Below are 17,702 nucleotides of genomic sequence, written 5' to 3' on the forward strand. Positions count from 1 at the left end.
TTATTGCGGGCAAGCACGGTTGCACGCAGGCCTTTGTTTCGGCTGCTTTTTGCCCAGATCGGGCGTCTGATCACCTAATCTCAACTTGAATGTTACCGCCCCCGGACATTAGCTTGGGGCCGGATAACCCGGGCCAAAGTTCCGGGCATAGGAGGTCATGGCAGATGAACACCGCCAAAGCTGCGGCGCGCGTGCGCGCAAAGGACAGAGTGAACCCGCTGCAGGCCACCGCCGCGCTGGCCTTGGGGCTGATCCTGGCGCTGGCAGCCGCGACACTGGCCAAGGCGGAAGAGACCATCATCAAGGCGCATGGCTTTGCCGAGTTCGGGGAGCTGAAATACCCGCAAGGCTTTGCCCATTTCGACTATGTGAACCCGGAGGCCCCGAAGGGCGGCGAGCTGTCGATATCCGCCGTCGGCACCTTCGACAGCATGAACCCCTATACCCGCAAGGGCAGGGCCGGGACGCTGTCCTCCAGCCATTATGAAAGCCTGCTGGTGGAATCCTATGACGAGCCCGGATCCTACTACGGTCTGGTTGCCGAAAGCCTAGAATACCCCGAAAGCCAGGACTGGGTGATCTTCAACCTGCGGCCCGAGGCAAAGTTTTCCGACGGAACGCCGGTCACCGCCGACGATGTGGTGTTTTCCCACAACATCCTGCTGGACCAGGGGCTGAAATCCTATGCCGAGGCGGTGCGCAAGCGCATCCCCAAGGCAGAGGCGCTGGGCCCGCACCGGGTGAAATTCCATTTCTCCCCGGATTTCCCGCGCCGGGCGATGATCACCCAGGTCGGCGGCACGCCGGTGTTCTCCAAGGCCTGGTTCGAGGCCGACCCTGAAAACCGCCGCATCGACCAGCCGCGGCTGGATCCGGGCATCGGGTCTGGGCCTTATGTTCTGGAAAGCGCCGATGTGAACCAGCGCATCGTTTACCGCCGCAACCCCGATTACTGGGGCAAGGACTTGAACGTAAACGTAGGTCATCACAACTATGACCGTATCCGGGTCGAGTATTTCGGCGATGATGTCGCCGCGATGGAGGGCTTCAAGGCCGGCGTCTATACTCTGCGCCCGGAGAACAACTCCAAGAACTGGGCTACCAACTATGAATTCGCCGCGGTCGAGAAGGGCCATGTGATCAAGGGCGAAATTCCCGACGGCAATGTGCCGCCCGCCAGCGGCTTTGTGATGAACTTGCTGAAACCCAAGTTCCAGGACGTCCGCGTGCGCGAGGCGATGCAGCTGGCGTTCAATTTCGAATGGACCAACGAAAGCCTGCAATACGGGCTGTTCCGCCACCGCTCCTCCTTCTGGCAGGATTCGCCGCTCGCGGCACAGGGCCTGCCCGAGGGCCGCGAGAAAGAGGTGCTGGAAGCGCTGGGCGATCAGATCGACCCGTCCCTCCTGACCTCCGAGCCGGTGATGGCGCATGCCTCCAAGGCGTCGCGCCCCGGCGACCGCAAGAACCTGCGCCGGGCGATGAAGCTGTTGGATGAGGCCGGCTGGACTGTCGGCGATGACGGCATGCGCCGCAACGCGCAAGGCGAGCCGCTGAAGATCGAGTTTCTGGCCGACAGCCCGACCATCGAACGCATCGTGCAACCCTATGTCGCCAACCTGCGCACCATGGGGGTGGATGCGGTGCTGAACCGGGTCGATTACGCCCAGTATACCAGCCGCCGCCGCGAGAAGGAGTTCGACATGATCTCCTCCGCCTTCCCGATGTCGCTGGAACCGTCGACCGGCCTGTATCAGTACTTCGGGTCCGAGGCACATGAATACTCGGTGTTCAACCCGGCAGGGCTGGCCGATCCGGCGGTGGATGCGCTGATTGACAATATCGTCAAAGCCAAGACGCAGGAGGAGCTGCGCGCCAATGCCCGCGCGCTGGACCGGGTACTGCGGGCCAAGCGTTTTGTGGTGCCGACCTGGTATCTGGACGTGAATTGGATTGCCTACTGGGACATGTACCGCCAGCCTGACAACCTGCCGCCTTATGACACTGGCCTGCTGGACCTGTGGTGGATCGATGCGGAGCGCGAGGCCGCGCTAAAGGCCGCCGGCGCGCTGCGGTAAGGACCACAAATGGCAGCCTATATCCTCCGCCGCCTGCTGCTGGTGATCCCGACGCTGTTCGGCATTCTGGTGGTGAACTTTGCCCTGGTGCAGTTCGTGCCCGGCGGCCCCGTGGAGCAGATCATCGCCCAGCTCGAAGGCGGCGGCGACGTGTTCGAGGGCTTTGCCGGCGGCGGCGGTGATACCGGCACCGAGGCGATCAGCGCCAATGAGAATTACGCCGGCCGCCAGGGCTTGCCGCCGGAACTGATCAAGGAACTGGAAGAACAGTTCGGCCTCGACAAGCCGCCGCTGGAACGCTTCCTGACCATGCTGGGCAATTACGCCCGCTTTGACTTCGGCGAGAGCTATTTCCGCAAGATCGACGTGACCGATCTGGTGCTGGAGAAGATGCCGGTGTCGATCTCGCTCGGCCTGTGGTCGACGCTGATCGCCTATCTGATCTCGATCCCGATGGGCATCCGCAAGGCGATGCGCGACGGCTCGCCGTTCGACACCTGGACCAGCGGCGTGATCATCGCCGCCTATGCGATCCCGGGGTTCCTGTTTGCCATCATGCTGCTGGTGTTGTTCGCCGGCGGCTCCTACTGGCAAATCTTCCCGCTGCGCGGCCTCACCTCGGACAATTGGGAGAGCTTCAGCCTGTTCGGCAAGATTGCGGATTATTTCTGGCATATCGCGCTGCCGGTCACCGCCTCCACCATCGCAGCCTTTGCGACGCTGACGCTGCTGACCAAGAACTCCTTTCTGGATGAGATCAAGAAGCAATACGTGATGACCGCCCGCGCCAAGGGCCTCAGCGAGAACCGGGTGCTGTACGGCCATGTGTTCCGCAACGCGATGCTGATCGTGATTGCGGGCTTCCCGGCGGTGTTCATCGGCGTGTTCTTCGCAGGCTCCCTGATCATCGAGACGATCTTCTCGCTCGACGGGCTCGGCCGCCTCGGGTTCGAGGCCGCGGTGGCGCGCGATTACCCGGTGATGTTCGGCACCATGTATATCTTCGGCCTGATGGGGCTGGTGGTCGGCATCGTCTCCGACCTGATGTATGTGGTGGTCGACCCGCGCATCGACTTTGAAAAGCGGGAGGGCTGATCCATGGCGCTCTCCCCCCTCAATCAGCGCCGCTGGCGCAACTTCTGCCGCAACCGCCGCGCCTATTGGTCGCTGTGGATCTTTGCGGTGCTGTTTGGCCTGTCGCTGTTTGCCGAGTTCATCGCCAACGACAAGCCGATCCTCGTGAGCTACCGCGGCGAGATTTATGCGCCGGTGTTCAAGTTCTACCCGGAAACCCGCTTCGGCGGCGATTTCCAGACCGAAGCCGTCTACAGCGACCCGGAGGTCGAATGCCTGATCCGCTCCGGCGGCATCGAGGACTGCTTTGACGAGCCCGAAACCATCCTGGAGCAGATCGCCGCTGGCACCTATACGGGCGAAGATTTCCACCAAGGCTGGACCCTCTGGCCGCCGATCCCCTACAGCTTCAACACCACCGTGGACCGCCCCGGTGCAGCACCGCTGCCGCCCGGCGGGCTGAACCTCTTGGGCACCGATGATACCAAGCGTGACGTGCTGGCGCGGGTGATCTACGGCTTCCGCCTGTCGATCCTGTTCACCCTTATGGTGACCGGCGCCGCCAGCCTCATCGGCATTCTTGCCGGTGCGGTGCAGGGCTATTTCGGCGGGTTGACGGACTTGGTGTTCCAGCGCGTGATCGAGGTCTGGGGCTCGGTGAACTCGCTTTATGTCATCATCATCATGTTTGCGATCCTTGGGCGCAGTTTCTGGCTGCTGGTGTTCCTGATGGTGCTGTTTGGCTGGACGGCGCTGGTCGGCGTGGTGCGGGCCGAGTTCCTGCGCGCCCGCAACCTGGAATACGTCCGCGCTGCCAAGGCGCTGGGGGTCGGCAACCTCACCATCATGCTCCGCCACATGCTGCCCAATGCGATGGTGGCGACGCTGACCATGCTGCCCTTCATCATCACCGGCACCATTGGCCTCTTGGCGGGCTTGGATTTCCTCGGCTTCGGCCTGCCGTCCTCGGCGCCGTCTTTGGGAGAGCTGACGCTGCAGGCCAAGCAGAACCTGGAGGCGCCCTGGCTTGCCTTCACCGCCTTCTTCACCTTTGCCATCATGCTGTCGCTGCTGATCTTCATCTTCGAGGGCGTGCGCGATGCTTTTGATCCGCGGAAGACGTTTTCATGAGGATGCGGAACATAAGGATTGCCCCCGGCCCGAGGGTGGGGGCAAATCGCCCCCGCCCTGGGGGGCGGGTCGGGGGCGATCCGGGCTGCTGCGCATCCCGGGTGGTTGTTAAAAGCTGGGCTTCATACTTTTGGACGTTCTCATGACCACATCCCAATCCCCCCTCCTGAACGTCCAGAACCTCCGCGTTTCCTTCCGCCAGGACGGCAAGGTGACCGAAGCCGTGCGCGGCGTTTCCTTCTCCGTCGGCCGCGGCGAAACCGTGGCGCTGGTGGGCGAGTCGGGCTCCGGCAAATCGGTTTCGGCGCTGTCCACCGTCTCGCTGCTGGGCGACAGCGCCACGGTGACAGGCTCGGTCACCTATGACGGCACCGAGATGGTCGGCGCCAGCGAACGCCATCTGATGCAGGTGCGCGGCAATGACATCAGCTTCATCTTCCAGGAGCCGATGACCTCGCTCAACCCGCTGCACACCATCGAACGGCAGCTGGAGGAATCCCTCGCGCTGCACCAGGGGCTGACCGGCAAATCCGCCCGCGCGCGCATCTTGGAACTGCTGGAGAAGGTCGGCATCCGCGACGCGGAAAACCGGCTGACCTCCTACCCGCACCAGCTGTCGGGCGGTCAGCGGCAGCGGGTGATGATCGCCATGGCACTTGCGAACAAGCCCGACATCCTGATCGCCGATGAGCCGACCACGGCGCTCGACGTGACCATCCAGGCGCAGATTCTCGACTTGCTGGCGGAACTCAAGAAAAGCGAAGGCATGGGGCTCTTGTTCATCACCCATGACCTCGGCATCGTGCGCCGAATTGCCGACCGGGTCTGCGTTATGAAAAGCGGCGAGATTGTCGAGGAAGGCCCGGCGGCAGAAATCTTTGCCAATCCGCAGCACCCCTACACGCAGAAACTGCTGGCGGCAGAGCCCTCCGGCCAGCCGCAGCCGGTGGCTCCGGATGCGCAGGAACTGGTGGCGGCCAGGGACCTCAAGGTCTGGTTCCCGATCCAGCGCGGCCTCTTGAAACGCACCGTTGGACATGTGAAGGCGGTGAACCCGATGTCGGTCTCGGTGCGCGCAGGCGAAACCCTGGGCATCGTCGGCGAGTCGGGCTCCGGCAAGACCACGCTGGCGCTTGCAATCATGCGGCTGATTGCATCCGAGGGCGCGGTGACCTTCCAGGGCCAGGACCTGCGCAAATGGTCCACCCGCGATCTGCGCGCCCTGCGCAAGGACATGCAGATCGTGTTCCAGGACCCCTTCGGCTCGCTCAGCCCGCGGATGACCTGCGCCCAGATCATCGCGGAGGGGCTGGCGATCCACAAGGTGGACCAGCACCGCGACACCCGCGAGCTGGTGGCGGAGGTGATGACGGAGGTGGGACTCGACCCAGGCGCCATGGACCGCTACCCGCATGAGTTCTCCGGCGGCCAGCGCCAGCGCATCGCCATTGCCCGCGCCATGGTGCTGCGCCCGAAACTGGTGGTGCTTGACGAGCCGACCTCGGCGCTGGACATGACGGTGCAGGTGCAGATTGTCGAGCTCTTGCGCGACCTGCAGACGCGCTACGGGCTCGCCTATCTGTTCATCTCCCACGACCTCAATGTGGTGCGGGCGATGTCGCACAAGGTGGTGGTGATGAACCAGGGCGACGTGGTGGAGACCGGCGCGGCGGAGGAGCTGTTTGCCAACCCGCGGGCCGACTACACCCGCAGGCTGCTGGCCGCCGCCGGTTGACCCGCCCCTGAATTAACCCTTTGGCAGGCTTTGCAGCATCTATGCGTTCGCACCTGACGCAACGCCCATAAGTTGCGGCAGCCAGTTTGACCAAATGTTTCGCGCGCGAAACATTCGGGCAGCAGTGCTGACCTAATGGGTGTCACCCCGGAAAACAGCGGCCTCCTCCCGCGCCCGCAGGCGCCCCGGCTGAGCCTCGCCCAACGGGAGCACTGCGCCTGTGGCGCAGATGCGACGGGCGGGAGATCTTCGTGAACCGGAGATGGGCTCAGATGGCGGTGCTGTGGCCTGCGGTGCTGAGGTCATAGGCGTCAAAGCTGCGGGCGATCATCCGGGTCAGAGGACGCGCCTCGTTTCGGATCTGCAGCCCCTTGGCGGACACTTTCAGCATGCCGGGGAAGGCGGCGTCTGCCTCTGCAAACATTTGGTCAAGATCCGCCTCGGCCACCGCAAAGCGCGACAGGATCTCCTCGCGGCAGATACGGAAATCGCACATCAGCGCCTCGATCAGCCGCGCCCGCAGCAAGTCCTCGCCGCCAAACGCATGGCCGCGGGCGGTGGCGAACTGCCCGCCGCGGATGGCGCGGACATAGGCCGAGGTGGCGGGCGCGTTCTGCGCATAGCCCTGCGGGAAGCGCGAGATCGCCGAGGCGCCGATGCCGATCAGCACCTCTGCCGGATCGTCGGTGTAGCCCTGGAAATTGCGCCGCAGCCGCCCGGTCTGCTGCGCCACTGCCAGCCCGTCGTGGGGCCGCGCGAAATGGTCGATGCCGATCTCACGGTAGCCGTCCCACAGGAACAGCTGGCGGGCGGTCTCAAACAGCTCCAGCCGTGATTCGGGGGTGGGCAGCGCATCGGAGCGGATCATGCTTTGACGCCCGGCCATCCACGGCACATGCGCATAGCCGTAGACCGCCACCCGGTCCGGTGTCAGCGACAGCAGTTTTTGCACGCTTTCGGTCATGATGGCGGGTGTCTGATGCGGCAGGCCAAAAAGGATATCGGCATTGAGGCTGGTGATGCCGTGGCTGCGCAGCTGTTCGATCGCGGCGCGGGTGGCCTCGAAGCTCTGGATGCGGCCGATCGCCTGCTGGATGGTGCTGTCGAAATCCTGCACCCCGACAGAGGCGCGGTTCATCCCCGCTTCGGCCAGCGCATCCAGCCGCCGGTCCCCGATCTCATTCGGGTCGATCTCCACCGAAAACTCTGCCCGCGGCGCCAGCGGAATCGCTTCGGTAACGGCGCCGGACAGATCGCGGATCAGCTCCGCGCTGAGGAGCGTCGGCGTGCCGCCGCCCCAATGCAGCCGCGACAGGGTGATATCTGCGGGCAGCTGCGCCTTCAGCAGCGCAATCTCGGCCTTCAGAACCTGAACGTAAGCCTCTACCGGGGCGTCGGAATGGGTGCCCTGCGTGCGGCAGGCGCAGAACCAGCACAACCTGCGGCAGAACGGCACATGCACATACAGCGAGATGCTGCTGCCGGGGGCAATTCTGGATACCCAACTGGAAAACTGCGCGGAATCAGTCTTCTTGCCGAAGTGCGGCGCGGTGGGATAGCTGGTATAGCGCGGCACTTTGGCGTCAAACAATCCCAGTTCGGCCAATTGAGCTTTCTGTTCCATTCAATTACCGTTATGGGAAAGCGCGAACCAGAGCCTTGACCCAGATCAATCCGGACCAACGAATGAACGCTCCCGTACTTTCCCATTCCAGATGCGGTGACTGCCCGATCCGCCACCGGGCCGTCTGCGCGCGCTGCAACGCGGATGAGCTGGAGGAGCTGGACGCGATCAAGTACTACCGCACCTACGAGGCCGGCCAACCGATCATCTGGTCCGGCGACGTGATGAATTTCGTGGGCTCCGTGGTCTCCGGAATCGCCTCTCTCACCCAGACGATGGAGGACGGGCGCACCCAGATGGTGGGCCTGCTGCTGCCCAGCGATTTCGTCGGCCGCCCGGGTCGCGAAGGCGCGGCCTACGATGTAGCGGCGACCACCGATGTGGTGATGTGCTGCTTCCGCAAGAAGCCGTTCGAGGAGCTGATGGAGCGCACCCCGCATATCGCGCACCGTCTGCTGGAAATGACCCTGGACGAACTCGACGCGGCGCGCGAGTGGATGCTGGTGCTGGGCCGCAAGACCGCCCGCGAGAAGATCGCCAGCCTCCTGGCCATTATCGCGCGCCGTGATGCCACGCTGACGCCCGGCGGGGCCACCAACCGGATGGTGTTCGACCTGCCGCTGACGCGGGAGGCAATGGCCGACTACCTGGGTCTGACGCTGGAAACCGTCAGCCGCCAGATTTCCGCGCTCAAGCGGGACGGCGTCATCGAGCTGGAAGGCAAGCGGCATGTGACCGTGCCTGACATGCGCCGCCTGATGGAAGAAGCAGGCGACGACAGCGACGGCGGCTTCCTGGGCTGAGGCCGCCTTTTCCCGTTTTATCTAGCTGTTTTCCGCCAGCCAGCGCGCCACCCGCGCTGCCGGGCTGCGCGGGCCGGAGGCGCGCAGGCTCCACAGCCTCAAGTCCCGCGGCAGGCTGGCCTTCACTGCAAACGGCGCCACCAGCCTGCCGCTGTCCACAAGCGGTGCCACCAGCGCCTGATGGCCGATCAGAACGCCCGCGCCATTGATGGCCTCCTCCACTGCCAGGGAATAGAGCGAGTATTCCGGCCCCCGCAGATGCAGGGTCTCACCGGGGCAGGCGGCCTGCAGCCATGCCTCCCAATCCTGCGCCCAGACCGCGTCTGACAGGCAGGGTACGTTTTCCAGGTCGGCGGGACCGTTCAACTGCTGGGCCAGCGCGGGGGCGCAGACCGGGAAAATCACGTCCTGCTCGATAACCTCGCCCAGAACGCCGCCGTAGAACAGGCACAGGTCGTAGGGCGTGCGCTTGAGGTTGGGCGGTTCCTCGGTGGCCGTGACAGACACCACCATCTCCGGCATCGCGGCCCTGAGCGCTGGCAGCCGCGGTGACAGCCAGAACTGGGCGATGGCGGGCAGGGTGGCGATGTGGACAGTGCTGGGCTGCGCCTCCTCGCGCAGGTGGCGGGTGGCGGCGTTAAGCTGATCGAAGGCGGCGGTGAACTCCGGCAGCACCCGTGCGCCAAGGGCGGTCAGCGCCACCTGCTTGGGGCGGCGGATGAACAGCGGCGCCTGCAGCGTGTCCTCGAGCGATTTGATTTGGGCCGAGACCGCGCCGGGGGTCACCCCCAGCTCCTGCGCGGCCGCAGAGAACCCGCCCAGCCGCGCGGCTGCCTCGAACGCGCGCAGGGCGGTCAGCGGCAGGGATCGGGCGGGGGGCGGGGAAACAGTCATAGCTAGCCTCAATTTTTCTAGCCCTAGTTTTCTGGAAAACTGATTTGCGGGCAAGGGGGCACCAGCGCTTTGATGGGGGCTGAGAGAAACCCGCCATTGCGCGAAGGAGACAGACCATGACAGAGCTTGCCCGCCGCAACTGGGTGCCCGCCGCCTGCGAAGACTACGTGCAGACCGTGGCCGCCAAAACCGCCGCTGCGACCAGCGCAGAGACCGCTGCGCGGCTGACCGCGCTGGCGGTCCGCAATGCAGAGATCCACGACCGCGACTGCTTCAACCTGAACCCGGCCACCAACGTGATGAACCCGGCGGCTGAGGCGCTGCTGGCAACCGGTCTCGGCAGCCGCCCGTCGCTGGGCTACCCCGGCGACAAATACGAGATGGGGCTGGAGGCCATCGAGGAGATCGAGGTGATCGCAGCTGAGGTCGCGGCACAGGTCTTCAACGCGCGTTACGCGGAGATCCGGGTGGGATCGGGCGCGCTGGCGAATCTTTACGGCTTCATGGCGCTGACCCAGCCCGGCGATGCGATCATCGCGCCGCCTGCCACGGTGGGGGGGCATGTCACCCATCACGCGGGCGGCTGTGCGGGCCTTTACGGGCTGCAGACCCACCCGGCACCGGTGGATGCGGATGGCTATACGGTCGATTTGAATGCGCTGCGTGATCTGGCGCTCGAGGTGCAGCCCAAGCTGATCACCATTGGCGGCAGCCTCAACCTGTTCCCGCATCCGGTGCCGGAGATCCGGGCGATTGCCGATGAGGTCGGCGCCAAGGTGCTGTTTGACGCCGCCCATCAATGCGGCATGATTGCGGGCGGGCATTGGGCCAATCCGCTGGAGCAGGGCGCCCATATGATGACGATGAGCACCTACAAGAGCCTGGGCGGCCCGGTCGGCGGGCTGATCGTCACCAATGACGCAGGGGTAGCTGAGCGGCTGGATGCCATCGCCTTTCCCGGCATGACTGCGAACTTCGATGCGGCCAAGTCCGCTGCGCTGGCGATGAGCCTGCTGGACTGGGTGGAGCATGGCGCGGGCTATGCCAAGGCGATGGCCGATCTGTCGCTGGCACTGGCCGAAGCGCTGGCCGGGCAGGAGCTGCCGGTCTTTGCCGCTGCGCGCGGGATCACGCAGTCGCACCAGTTTGCCCTGGAAGCGGCGGAGTTCGGCGGCGGCCAGGCGGCGTCGAAGCATCTGCGCAAGGCGGGCTTCCTGGCCTGCGGCATCGGCCTGCCGGTTGCGGAGGTGCCGGGGGACATGAACGGGCTGCGCCTCGGCACGCCTGAGCTGGTGCGCCGCGGTGTCACGCCGGAGCATGCGCCCAAGCTCGCGGAGCTGATTGCCCGCGCCCTGCGGGCGGAGGATCCGGCGGCCATGGCGGCAGAGGTTGCCGCGTTCCGCGCTGCGTTCCAGGGCATGCACTACGTCCGCTGAGGCCGCACGACGGCCGGGAGGGGCTCTGGCTGCGGACCCTGAAGGCAGCGGGTGACCCGGCGCCGCGGTTGTGCTCTACTATTGCGGTAACACCACATGGAGGCGGCAATGCAGTTTGGAAGTCTGATCGGGATGCTGATCATCGGGGCGCTGGCGGGGTGGCTGTCGGGCAAGATCATGCAGGGGCGCGGCTTTGGCATCCTCGGCAATATCATCGTCGGCGTGGTCGGCGCCTTCCTGGCAGGCACCATCTTTCCGGCGCTGGGGTTTGCCGCGGGCGGCGGTTTTTTCTGGACGCTGATCCACGCCACCCTGGGCGCAGTGATCCTCCTGTTCCTGATCGGGCTGATCCGCAAGGCGGGGTAAGGCCGGGATTCCTGCATGAAAAAGGCGCCCCGCGGGGCGCCTTTCCGGTTGATAAATACTGTCTGACCCTAGTGTGCCATCAGCACCGGCACCGCGGCCTGTTCCAGCATGTTGCGGGTGGCGCCGCCCAGGATTGCCTCGCGGAAGCGGGAATGGCCGTAGGCGCCCATCACGATCATGTCCGCGGCGGTGTCGGAAGCGTGGCGGTTCAGCACGTCCGAAACCCGGGTCAGCGTCTTGCTGAGCACATCGATTTCGCATTTCACCCCGTGGCGGGCCAGCATCTGCGCCAGCATGCCGCCCGGGTCGGAGCGTTCGGGGCCGTGCTGCGGCGGATCGATCACCGCGATGCGGACCAGATCGGCGCCTTTCAGGAACGGCATCGCCCGGCGGATCGCGGTCATGGCCTCGATGCTTTCGTTCCAGGCCACCAGAACCGTTTCGGGCTGCTTCAGCGGCGCGGATTTGTCCGGCACCACCAGCACCGGGGCGCGGCCTTCGAACAGCGCCGCTTCGACGATTGGCTCTGCCTCGGCGCGCTTCCCCGCGCCATAGGGCTGGCCCAGCACAACCAGGTCGGAAAACCGCGCCTGGCGCGCCACATGGCGGCCGATGTCGGCGATCTGGGCGACGCCGCTGTCGGTGCCGTAAGCGACGCCGGCCTGCTTCAGGGTCTCTTCGGCCTGGGCCTGGACCTCTTCGGCCTCCTCCTGGGCGCGGGCCAGGGTTTCCTGCAGCACCATCGCATTGGCGCCGGCGTAGTAGTATCCTGTCTGGGTGCGGTCGACACCGAGGCAGAGCGCATCGGCATGGGCGCCGAATTCCTCAGCCAGGGCCGCAATTTGCGCCAAAGGCGCCGCTGCGGTGTCCGCAGCTGTGAGAACGGTAAGCAAGGACTTGTAGGACATTGACACCTCTCGGCGGAAAGTGCACCGCAGGCCCGGATGGCGCTGGTGCACGGAGTTTCACTGCACGGGAAGAAGTGTCACATGTTGCCCGGATTTGTCTTGATGCAGATCAAGGCAGCAGAAAGGCGCGTTTTGCATGAAGGGCGCGGTCTAATAACGTTCCCGTATCCGCAGGATTCGCGGGGGCATGGCAAAGGGACGCAAGATGTCTAATTATATCAAGCTGATAGCGCTTGGTCTGGTCACGCTGTTTGCGATGATCGGCACCAATTACGCGCGGGATCTGGCTTACCAGGTGCACGCGATCATTGTGATGATCGTGGCCGGCGGCCTGTTCCTCTACACTTTGCGCAGAACCGACGAGCCGAAAGTGGCGGCCGCCGGTCTGGAAAACGAGTATTTCGACAGCGTGATCCGCGCTGGCACGATTGCAACGGCCTTCTGGGGCGTGGTCGGGTTCCTGGCGGGGACCTTCATCGCGTTTCAGCTGGCGTTTCCGGCGCTGAACTTTGAATGGGCCGACGGCCTGGCCAACTTTGGCCGCCTGCGCCCGCTGCACACGTCTGCGGTGATCTTTGCCTTTGGCGGCAACGCGCTGATCGCAACCTCCTTCTATGTGGTGCAGCGGACCTCTGCGGCGCGCCTCTGGGGCGGCAACCTGGCGTGGTTCGTGTTCTGGGGCTACCAGCTGTTCATCGTGCTGGCGGCAACCGGCTATCTGCTGGGCGGCACCCAGTCCAAGGAATATGCGGAACCCGAGTGGTACGTCGACCTGTGGCTGACCATCGTCTGGGTCGCCTATCTTGCGGTGTTCCTGGGCACCATCATCAAGCGCAAGGAGCCGCATATCTATGTGGCGAACTGGTTCTACCTGTCCTTTATCGTCACCGTGGCGATGCTGCACCTAATCAACAACATGACCATCCCGGTCTCGATCTGGGGCTCCAAGTCGGTGATCGTGTGGCCGGGCGTGCAGGATGCGATGATCCAGTGGTGGTACGGCCACAACGCCGTGGGCTTCTTCCTGACCGCGGGCTTCCTGGGCATGATGTATTACTTCATCCCCAAGCAGGCCGAGCGTCCCGTCTTCTCGTACAAGCTGTCGATCATCCACTTCTGGGCGCTGATCTTCCTGTACATCTGGGCCGGTCCGCACCACCTGCATTACACTGCGCTGCCTGACTGGGCGTCGACCCTGGGCATGGTGATGTCGGTGATCCTGTGGATGCCCTCCTGGGGCGGCATGATCAACGGCCTGATGACCCTGTCGGGCGCCTGGGACAAGCTGCGCACCGACCCGGTGATCCGGATGATGGTGATCTCGCTGGGCTTCTACGGCATGTCCACCTTCGAAGGCCCGATGATGTCGATCCGCGCGGTGAACTCGCTGTCGCACTACACCGACTGGACCATTGGCCACGTGCACTCCGGCGCGCTGGGCTGGAACGGCATGATCACCTTCGGCGCCCTCTACTACCTGGTGCCGGCGCTGTGGAAGCGCGAGAGCCTTTACAGCCTGCGGCTGGTCTCCTGGCACTTCTGGCTGGCCACCCTCGGCATCATTCTCTACGCCGCTTCGATGTGGGTGACCGGTATCATGGAAGGCCTGATGTGGCGTGAAGTGGACGCCAACGGCTTCCTGGTGAACTCCTTTGCCGACACCGTGGCAGCGAAGTTCCCGATGTATGTGGTGCGCGGTCTGGGCGGGGTGATGTTCCTCGCGGGGTCCATCATCATGTGCTACAACCTGTGGATGACGGTCCGTAAGGCGCCGGCCAAAGAGGCCAGCCTGACGGTCCCGGTTCCGGCTGAATAAGGAGCCAGGAAGCAATGTCTATTCTCGACAAACATAAGATCCTCGAGACCAACGCGACCCTGCTGCTGATCTTCAGCTTCCTGGTCGTGACCATCGGCGGCCTGGTGCAGATCGCACCGCTGTTCTACCTGGAAAACACCATCGAGAAGGTGGAGGGCATGCGTCCCTACACTCCGCTCGAGATGGCGGGCCGCGAGGTCTATATCCGGGAAGGCTGCTATGTCTGCCACAGCCAGATGATCCGCCCGATGCGCGACGAGGTCGAGCGTTACGGCCACTACTCGCTGGCGGCGGAGTCGATGTACGACCGCCCGTTCCAGTGGGGTTCCAAGCGGACCGGGCCGGACCTGGCCCGCGTTGGCGGCCGCTACTCGGATGAGTGGCACGCAGACCACCTGCGCGACCCGCAGTCGGTGGTGCCGGAATCGGTGATGCCGAAATACGGCTTCCTCGAGGAGAAGAAGATCGACGGCAAGTACATCGGCGACATCATGGCCACCAACGCGCTCTTGGGCACGCCCTACAGTGACGAGATGATCGACGCCGCGCAGGCTGACTTCCGCGCCCAGGCCGACCCGGACAGCGACTATGACGGGCTGCTGGAGCGCTATGGCGAGGACATCAACGTGCGCAACTTCGATGGCAAGCCGGGGATCTCCGAGGCCGACGCGCTGATCGCCTATCTGCAGATGCTGGGCACGCTGGTCGACTTCTCGACCTTCACCCCGGACGCGAGCCGCTGAGGGAGGATGGTATGGAACTCTACACACTCCTCAGGCAGTTCGCCGATAGCTGGATGCTGCTGTTCCTGTTCACCTTCTTCATTGGTGTGATTGTCTGGGCGTTCCGCCCGGGCAGCACCAAGGCCTACAAGGACACTGCAAACATCCCGTTCCGGCATGATGACGCACCTGCGCCCAGCCAGGACCAACCCGCCGCGACTAAGGAGGCGAGGGCATGAGCAAGAAATCGCAGAAATTCGAAGGCGATCCGAATACCACCGGCCATGAGTGGGACGGGATCGAGGAATTCGACAACCCGATGCCGCGCTGGTGGCTGTGGACTTTCTACGCCACCATCATCTGGGGCGTGATCTACACCATCGCCTATCCGGCCTGGCCGCTGATCAACGGCGCCACTGCCGGGGTGCTGGGCTGGTCGACCCGCGGCGACGTGGCAGCCGAGATCACCGCGGTGGAAGAAGCCAACGCACCGATCAATGCCAAGCTGGAAGCGGCTGAGCTGACCGCCATCGCGGAAGACCCGGAACTGGGCTCTTACGCGGTGTCCGCCGGTTCCGCCGTGTTCAAGACCTGGTGCGCCCAGTGCCACGGCTCCGGCGCGGCCGGCGCTAAAGGCTATCCGAACCTGCTGGACGACGATTGGCTCTGGGGCGGCTCGATGGAGGACATCCACGCCACCATCACCCACGGCATCCGCAACGAGGACAGCGACGAAGCGCGCTATTCCGAGATGCCTGCCTTCGGCCGCGACGAACTGCTTGAGAAGGAAGAAATCTCCCAGGTGGTCAACTACGTGATGTCGCTGTCGGGCGAGGCGCAGGATGCTGCACAGGTTGAGGCCGGTTCGGTTGTCTTTGCCGACAACTGCGCCTCCTGCCACGCCGAGGACGGAACCGGCGACCGTTCGCAGGGCGCCCCCAACCTGGCGGATGCGATCTGGCTCTATGGCGGCGACTACGACACGCTGACCGAGACCGTGAGCAACTCGCGCTACGGCGTGATGCCGGCCTGGAATACCCGCCTGACCGAGGCGCAGATCCGCGCGGTGTCCTCCTACGTCCACCAGCTGGGCGGCGGCGAGTAAGCACTCCGTACTCCTGGAAAAGAAAAGGGGCCGCAGACTGCGGCCCCTTTTGTATTTACGCTGGCCCGGACCCGCGGTTCAGAACCTGAACATGGCCCGGATGTGCAGGGTGCCGAAATCGACATCATTGCCGTCGGTGCCGAAGTCGTCGAATTTGTGGTACTGGTATTCGCCGCCGATCACCCAACGGTCGTTGATCTGGTGGTCGTAGCCGAAGCCGATGACATAGCCGGGATCGTCGAAATCAATGCTGCTCACGCCCGAAAGCCCGTCGAAATTTGTGTAGGCAAAGCCGAGGGAGCCGTAGAGCAGCGCATTGCCCAGATCGTAGCCGGCGCGGAGTTTCAGCCGTGCGATCCTGTCAAAATCGCCTGTTGCCCCGCCGGATTCAACAGACAGGTCGGAGAAGTCGTATTGCAGTTCCGGGCCGACCGCCCAATCCCCCAGTTCCCACAAGTAGCCGATGGTGAAGCCGCCCACTGCGCCGTCCGTGTCGAGCTCGGTGAGCGTGCCGAGGTCAAAATCCCCGGATCCGTATCCGATCTGGCCGCCGACGTAGCCGCCCTCCCAGTCGCCTGCAAAGGCAGAGGTTGCGGTGGCGGCGGAAAAAAGGAGCAGGGCGGGGAGACATTTGCTTTTCATAACAGACATACCTTCTAACTGATGGAGCCGGGACACCGGCTGCCGCACTTGTGAAACAAGATAACTCAGCTTCCGCAGAGGAAAGGCCTGCGGGAGCCAGGCGCCGCCCATCTGCCCGCGGCAGGCGGTCTTTTGCCATTATACAGCCGTGATGCGCCGGTTTTCGCTTAGCACGCCTTTCGGCGTGCGGGGATGGCTGCGCGGCGGGCTGCCCCTGCATAAGCGAATTTTTCTCTCCTGGCCACTTGAAGCCGCAGGGCCTGCGATCTCATCTTCCTTGCGGACACGCCAGATGCTGCCCGCGGCCGGCGGGGCAGAGGGGCGGCGTCTGCTGGCGTTCCGGGCAGGCCGGGCGCCAATTTGAGAAAGGTCTCAGGTGTTTGATATTTGGCTGCCGCTTCTGGGCGGGCTTTTACTGCTGATCCTGGGCGGCGAGTTTCTGGTGCGCGGCGCGGTGCGTGTTGCCGAGCGGTTCGGGATCTCGCCGCTGGTGATCGGGCTGACCCTGGTGGGGTTCGGCACCTCGGCGCCCGAGCTGGTGACTTCGGTCCGTGCGGCGCTGGCCGGGGCTCCGGGGATTGCCTATGGCAATATCACCGGCTCGAACATCGCCAATATCCTGCTGATTGCCGGCCTGTCGGCGCTGATCGCGCCGATTGCGGTGCAGTCGGCAGCGCTGCGGCGGGACGGCGGCGTCATGCTGGCGGCCACGGCGGTCTTTGCACTGCTGGCGGCAACGGTGCCGGTGACGCGTCTGGCGGGCCTGAGCTTTGTTCTGGCGCTGGCGGCCTATGTCTGGCTTGCCATCCGCCAGGAACGGACAGCGGCGGCAGACCACGGCGCGCTGTACGATAAGGCCGCCGCGCTGGAGGGCGTGGACCCGGCAATAACGCCTGAGAGCACGGTCAGGCGGCCGCTGTGGCGCCCGCTGGCCACTGCCCTGGGAGGGCTGGCGCTGGTGATCGGCGGCGGCGGCCTGCTGGTGGACGGGGCGGTTGAGCTGGCGCGCATGATGCAGGTGTCCGAAACCGTGATAGGCCTCACCATCGTTGCCTTGGGCACTTCGGCGCCGGAGCTTGCGACCTCTGTTGCGGCAGCGCTGCGGCGCCAGGGCGAGATGGCCTTTGGCAATATCATCGGTTCCAACATCTACAACCTGCTGGGCATCGGCGGGGCCACCGCGCTGATCGCGCCTTCGGAGGTGCCAGAGCGGATTGCCGGCTTCGACAACCCGGTGATGCTGCTGGTGACGCTGGCTTTCCTGGCGCTGGCCTGGACCGGGCTGCGGGTGTCCCGGCGCGAGGGCGCGGTGCTGCTGGCAGGTTACGGTGCCTATGTCTGGTGGCTGTGGCCGGCCTGACCCCGCGA

General features: G+C 64.5%; 16 protein-coding genes. 12 read left to right on the plus strand and 4 right to left on the minus strand.

Annotated elements, in window-relative coordinates:
* The first annotated feature begins 164 nt into the window (after positions 1-164).
* From AC58NV_RS07555 to AC58NV_RS07570, 4 genes are all read left to right on the plus strand, one after another.
* Positions 165-2,078 (plus strand): extracellular solute-binding protein, encoded by a 1,914-nt coding sequence (locus tag AC58NV_RS07555; protein WP_497226580.1) that lies wholly within the window; start codon positions 165-167, stop codon positions 2,076-2,078.
* A gap of 9 nt (positions 2,079-2,087) precedes the next feature.
* Positions 2,088-3,173: a microcin C ABC transporter permease YejB gene (locus AC58NV_RS07560; protein WP_497226581.1), complete on the plus strand. Its 1,086-nt coding sequence runs from the start codon at positions 2,088-2,090 to the stop codon at positions 3,171-3,173.
* A 3-nt stretch (positions 3,174-3,176) separates the two neighbouring features.
* Positions 3,177-4,283: an ABC transporter permease gene (locus tag AC58NV_RS07565; RefSeq protein WP_497226582.1), complete on the plus strand. Its 1,107-nt coding sequence runs from the start codon at positions 3,177-3,179 to the stop codon at positions 4,281-4,283.
* A 142-nt stretch (positions 4,284-4,425) separates the two neighbouring features.
* Positions 4,426-6,018 carry an ABC transporter ATP-binding protein gene (locus tag AC58NV_RS07570; RefSeq protein ID WP_497226583.1) on the plus strand — a complete coding sequence of 531 codons (1,593 nt, stop codon included), beginning with the start codon at positions 4,426-4,428 and terminating at the stop codon, positions 6,016-6,018.
* 268 nt (positions 6,019-6,286) lie between these two features.
* Here the strand turns inward: AC58NV_RS07570 and hemN are convergent, their stop codons facing one another.
* Positions 6,287-7,642: an oxygen-independent coproporphyrinogen III oxidase gene (gene hemN / locus AC58NV_RS07575; protein ID WP_497226584.1), complete on the minus strand. Its 1,356-nt coding sequence runs from the start codon at positions 7,640-7,642 to the stop codon at positions 6,287-6,289.
* 62 nt (positions 7,643-7,704) lie between these two features.
* Here hemN and fnrL point away from each other — a divergent pair, with 62 nt between their 5' ends.
* Complete coding sequence (fnrL, locus tag AC58NV_RS07580; protein WP_366661134.1) at positions 7,705-8,445, plus strand: transcriptional regulator FnrL; 741 nt, start codon at positions 7,705-7,707, stop codon at positions 8,443-8,445.
* Positions 8,446-8,466: 21 nt separating this feature from the next.
* On the opposite strand, the gene AC58NV_RS07585 is transcribed toward fnrL, so the two are convergent.
* Positions 8,467-9,339 (minus strand): LysR family transcriptional regulator, encoded by an 873-nt coding sequence (locus AC58NV_RS07585; protein ID WP_497226585.1) that lies wholly within the window; start codon positions 9,337-9,339, stop codon positions 8,467-8,469.
* 116 nt (positions 9,340-9,455) lie between these two features.
* Between AC58NV_RS07585 and glyA the strand changes: the two genes are divergently transcribed.
* Together glyA and AC58NV_RS07595 are read left to right on the plus strand one after the other, a co-directional pair.
* Complete coding sequence (glyA, locus tag AC58NV_RS07590) at positions 9,456-10,775, plus strand: serine hydroxymethyltransferase (protein ID WP_497226586.1); 1,320 nt, start codon at positions 9,456-9,458, stop codon at positions 10,773-10,775.
* 108 nt (positions 10,776-10,883) lie between these two features.
* Complete coding sequence (locus AC58NV_RS07595; protein WP_174149604.1) at positions 10,884-11,141, plus strand: GlsB/YeaQ/YmgE family stress response membrane protein; 258 nt, start codon at positions 10,884-10,886, stop codon at positions 11,139-11,141.
* 68 nt (positions 11,142-11,209) lie between these two features.
* Here the strand turns inward: AC58NV_RS07595 and AC58NV_RS07600 are convergent, their stop codons facing one another.
* Complete coding sequence (locus AC58NV_RS07600; protein WP_497226587.1) at positions 11,210-12,049, minus strand: universal stress protein; 840 nt, start codon at positions 12,047-12,049, stop codon at positions 11,210-11,212.
* 205 nt (positions 12,050-12,254) lie between these two features.
* Here AC58NV_RS07600 and ccoN point away from each other — a divergent pair, with 205 nt between their 5' ends.
* Genes ccoN through ccoP form a run of 4 tightly spaced genes read left to right on the plus strand, consistent with a single transcriptional unit; the run spans position 12,255 to position 15,692 of the window.
* Positions 12,255-13,865: a cytochrome-c oxidase, cbb3-type subunit I gene (ccoN, locus tag AC58NV_RS07605; protein WP_366661130.1), complete on the plus strand. Its 1,611-nt coding sequence runs from the start codon at positions 12,255-12,257 to the stop codon at positions 13,863-13,865.
* Between the two features lie 14 nt (positions 13,866-13,879).
* The gene (gene ccoO / locus AC58NV_RS07610) at positions 13,880-14,608 is read left to right on the plus strand and encodes a cytochrome-c oxidase, cbb3-type subunit II (protein ID WP_497226588.1); all 729 of its coding nucleotides are present in this window, start codon (positions 13,880-13,882) and stop codon (positions 14,606-14,608) included.
* 11 nt (positions 14,609-14,619) lie between these two features.
* Positions 14,620-14,826 carry a CcoQ/FixQ family Cbb3-type cytochrome c oxidase assembly chaperone gene (locus tag AC58NV_RS07615; protein ID WP_019298205.1) on the plus strand — a complete coding sequence of 69 codons (207 nt, stop codon included), beginning with the start codon at positions 14,620-14,622 and terminating at the stop codon, positions 14,824-14,826.
* Positions 14,823-15,692, plus strand: a complete 870-nt coding sequence (gene ccoP, locus AC58NV_RS07620; RefSeq protein ID WP_366661128.1) for a cytochrome-c oxidase, cbb3-type subunit III — start codon at positions 14,823-14,825, stop codon at positions 15,690-15,692. Before AC58NV_RS07615 ends, ccoP begins: the two co-directional genes overlap by 4 nt.
* A gap of 78 nt (positions 15,693-15,770) precedes the next feature.
* Here ccoP and AC58NV_RS07625 read toward each other — a convergent pair whose 3' ends face one another.
* Positions 15,771-16,334, minus strand: a complete 564-nt coding sequence (locus AC58NV_RS07625; protein WP_497226589.1) for an outer membrane protein — start codon at positions 16,332-16,334, stop codon at positions 15,771-15,773.
* 376 nt (positions 16,335-16,710) lie between these two features.
* On the opposite strand from AC58NV_RS07625, the gene AC58NV_RS07630 reads away from it, so the two are divergent.
* Entirely contained in the window at positions 16,711-17,694 is a 984-nt protein-coding gene (locus AC58NV_RS07630) for a calcium/sodium antiporter (protein WP_497226590.1), read from the plus strand.
* Positions 17,695-17,702 lie beyond the last annotated feature (8 nt).

The organism is Leisingera sp. ANG49, from assembly GCF_059694505.1.

Excerpts from the sequence above, each read along its gene's own strand:
- AC58NV_RS07555 (WP_497226580.1), top strand. The coding sequence starts at position 165 with ATGAACACCGCCAAAGCTGCGGCGCGCGTGCGCGCAAAGGACAGAGTG.
- AC58NV_RS07560 (WP_497226581.1), top strand. The coding sequence starts at position 2,088 with ATGGCAGCCTATATCCTCCGCCGCCTGCTGCTGGTGATCCCGACGCTG.
- AC58NV_RS07565 (WP_497226582.1), top strand. The coding sequence starts at position 3,177 with ATGGCGCTCTCCCCCCTCAATCAGCGCCGCTGGCGCAACTTCTGCCGC.
- AC58NV_RS07570 (WP_497226583.1), top strand. The coding sequence starts at position 4,426 with ATGACCACATCCCAATCCCCCCTCCTGAACGTCCAGAACCTCCGCGTT.
- hemN (WP_497226584.1), bottom strand. The coding sequence starts at position 7,642 with ATGGAACAGAAAGCTCAATTGGCCGAACTGGGATTGTTTGACGCCAAA.
- fnrL (WP_366661134.1), top strand. The coding sequence starts at position 7,705 with ATGAACGCTCCCGTACTTTCCCATTCCAGATGCGGTGACTGCCCGATC.
- AC58NV_RS07585 (WP_497226585.1), bottom strand. The coding sequence starts at position 9,339 with ATGACTGTTTCCCCGCCCCCCGCCCGATCCCTGCCGCTGACCGCCCTG.
- glyA (WP_497226586.1), top strand. The coding sequence starts at position 9,456 with ATGACAGAGCTTGCCCGCCGCAACTGGGTGCCCGCCGCCTGCGAAGAC.
- AC58NV_RS07595 (WP_174149604.1), top strand. The coding sequence starts at position 10,884 with ATGCAGTTTGGAAGTCTGATCGGGATGCTGATCATCGGGGCGCTGGCG.
- AC58NV_RS07600 (WP_497226587.1), bottom strand. The coding sequence starts at position 12,049 with ATGTCCTACAAGTCCTTGCTTACCGTTCTCACAGCTGCGGACACCGCA.
- ccoN (WP_366661130.1), top strand. The coding sequence starts at position 12,255 with ATGTCTAATTATATCAAGCTGATAGCGCTTGGTCTGGTCACGCTGTTT.
- ccoO (WP_497226588.1), top strand. The coding sequence starts at position 13,880 with ATGTCTATTCTCGACAAACATAAGATCCTCGAGACCAACGCGACCCTG.
- AC58NV_RS07615 (WP_019298205.1), top strand. The coding sequence starts at position 14,620 with ATGGAACTCTACACACTCCTCAGGCAGTTCGCCGATAGCTGGATGCTG.
- ccoP (WP_366661128.1), top strand. The coding sequence starts at position 14,823 with ATGAGCAAGAAATCGCAGAAATTCGAAGGCGATCCGAATACCACCGGC.
- AC58NV_RS07625 (WP_497226589.1), bottom strand. The coding sequence starts at position 16,334 with ATGAAAAGCAAATGTCTCCCCGCCCTGCTCCTTTTTTCCGCCGCCACC.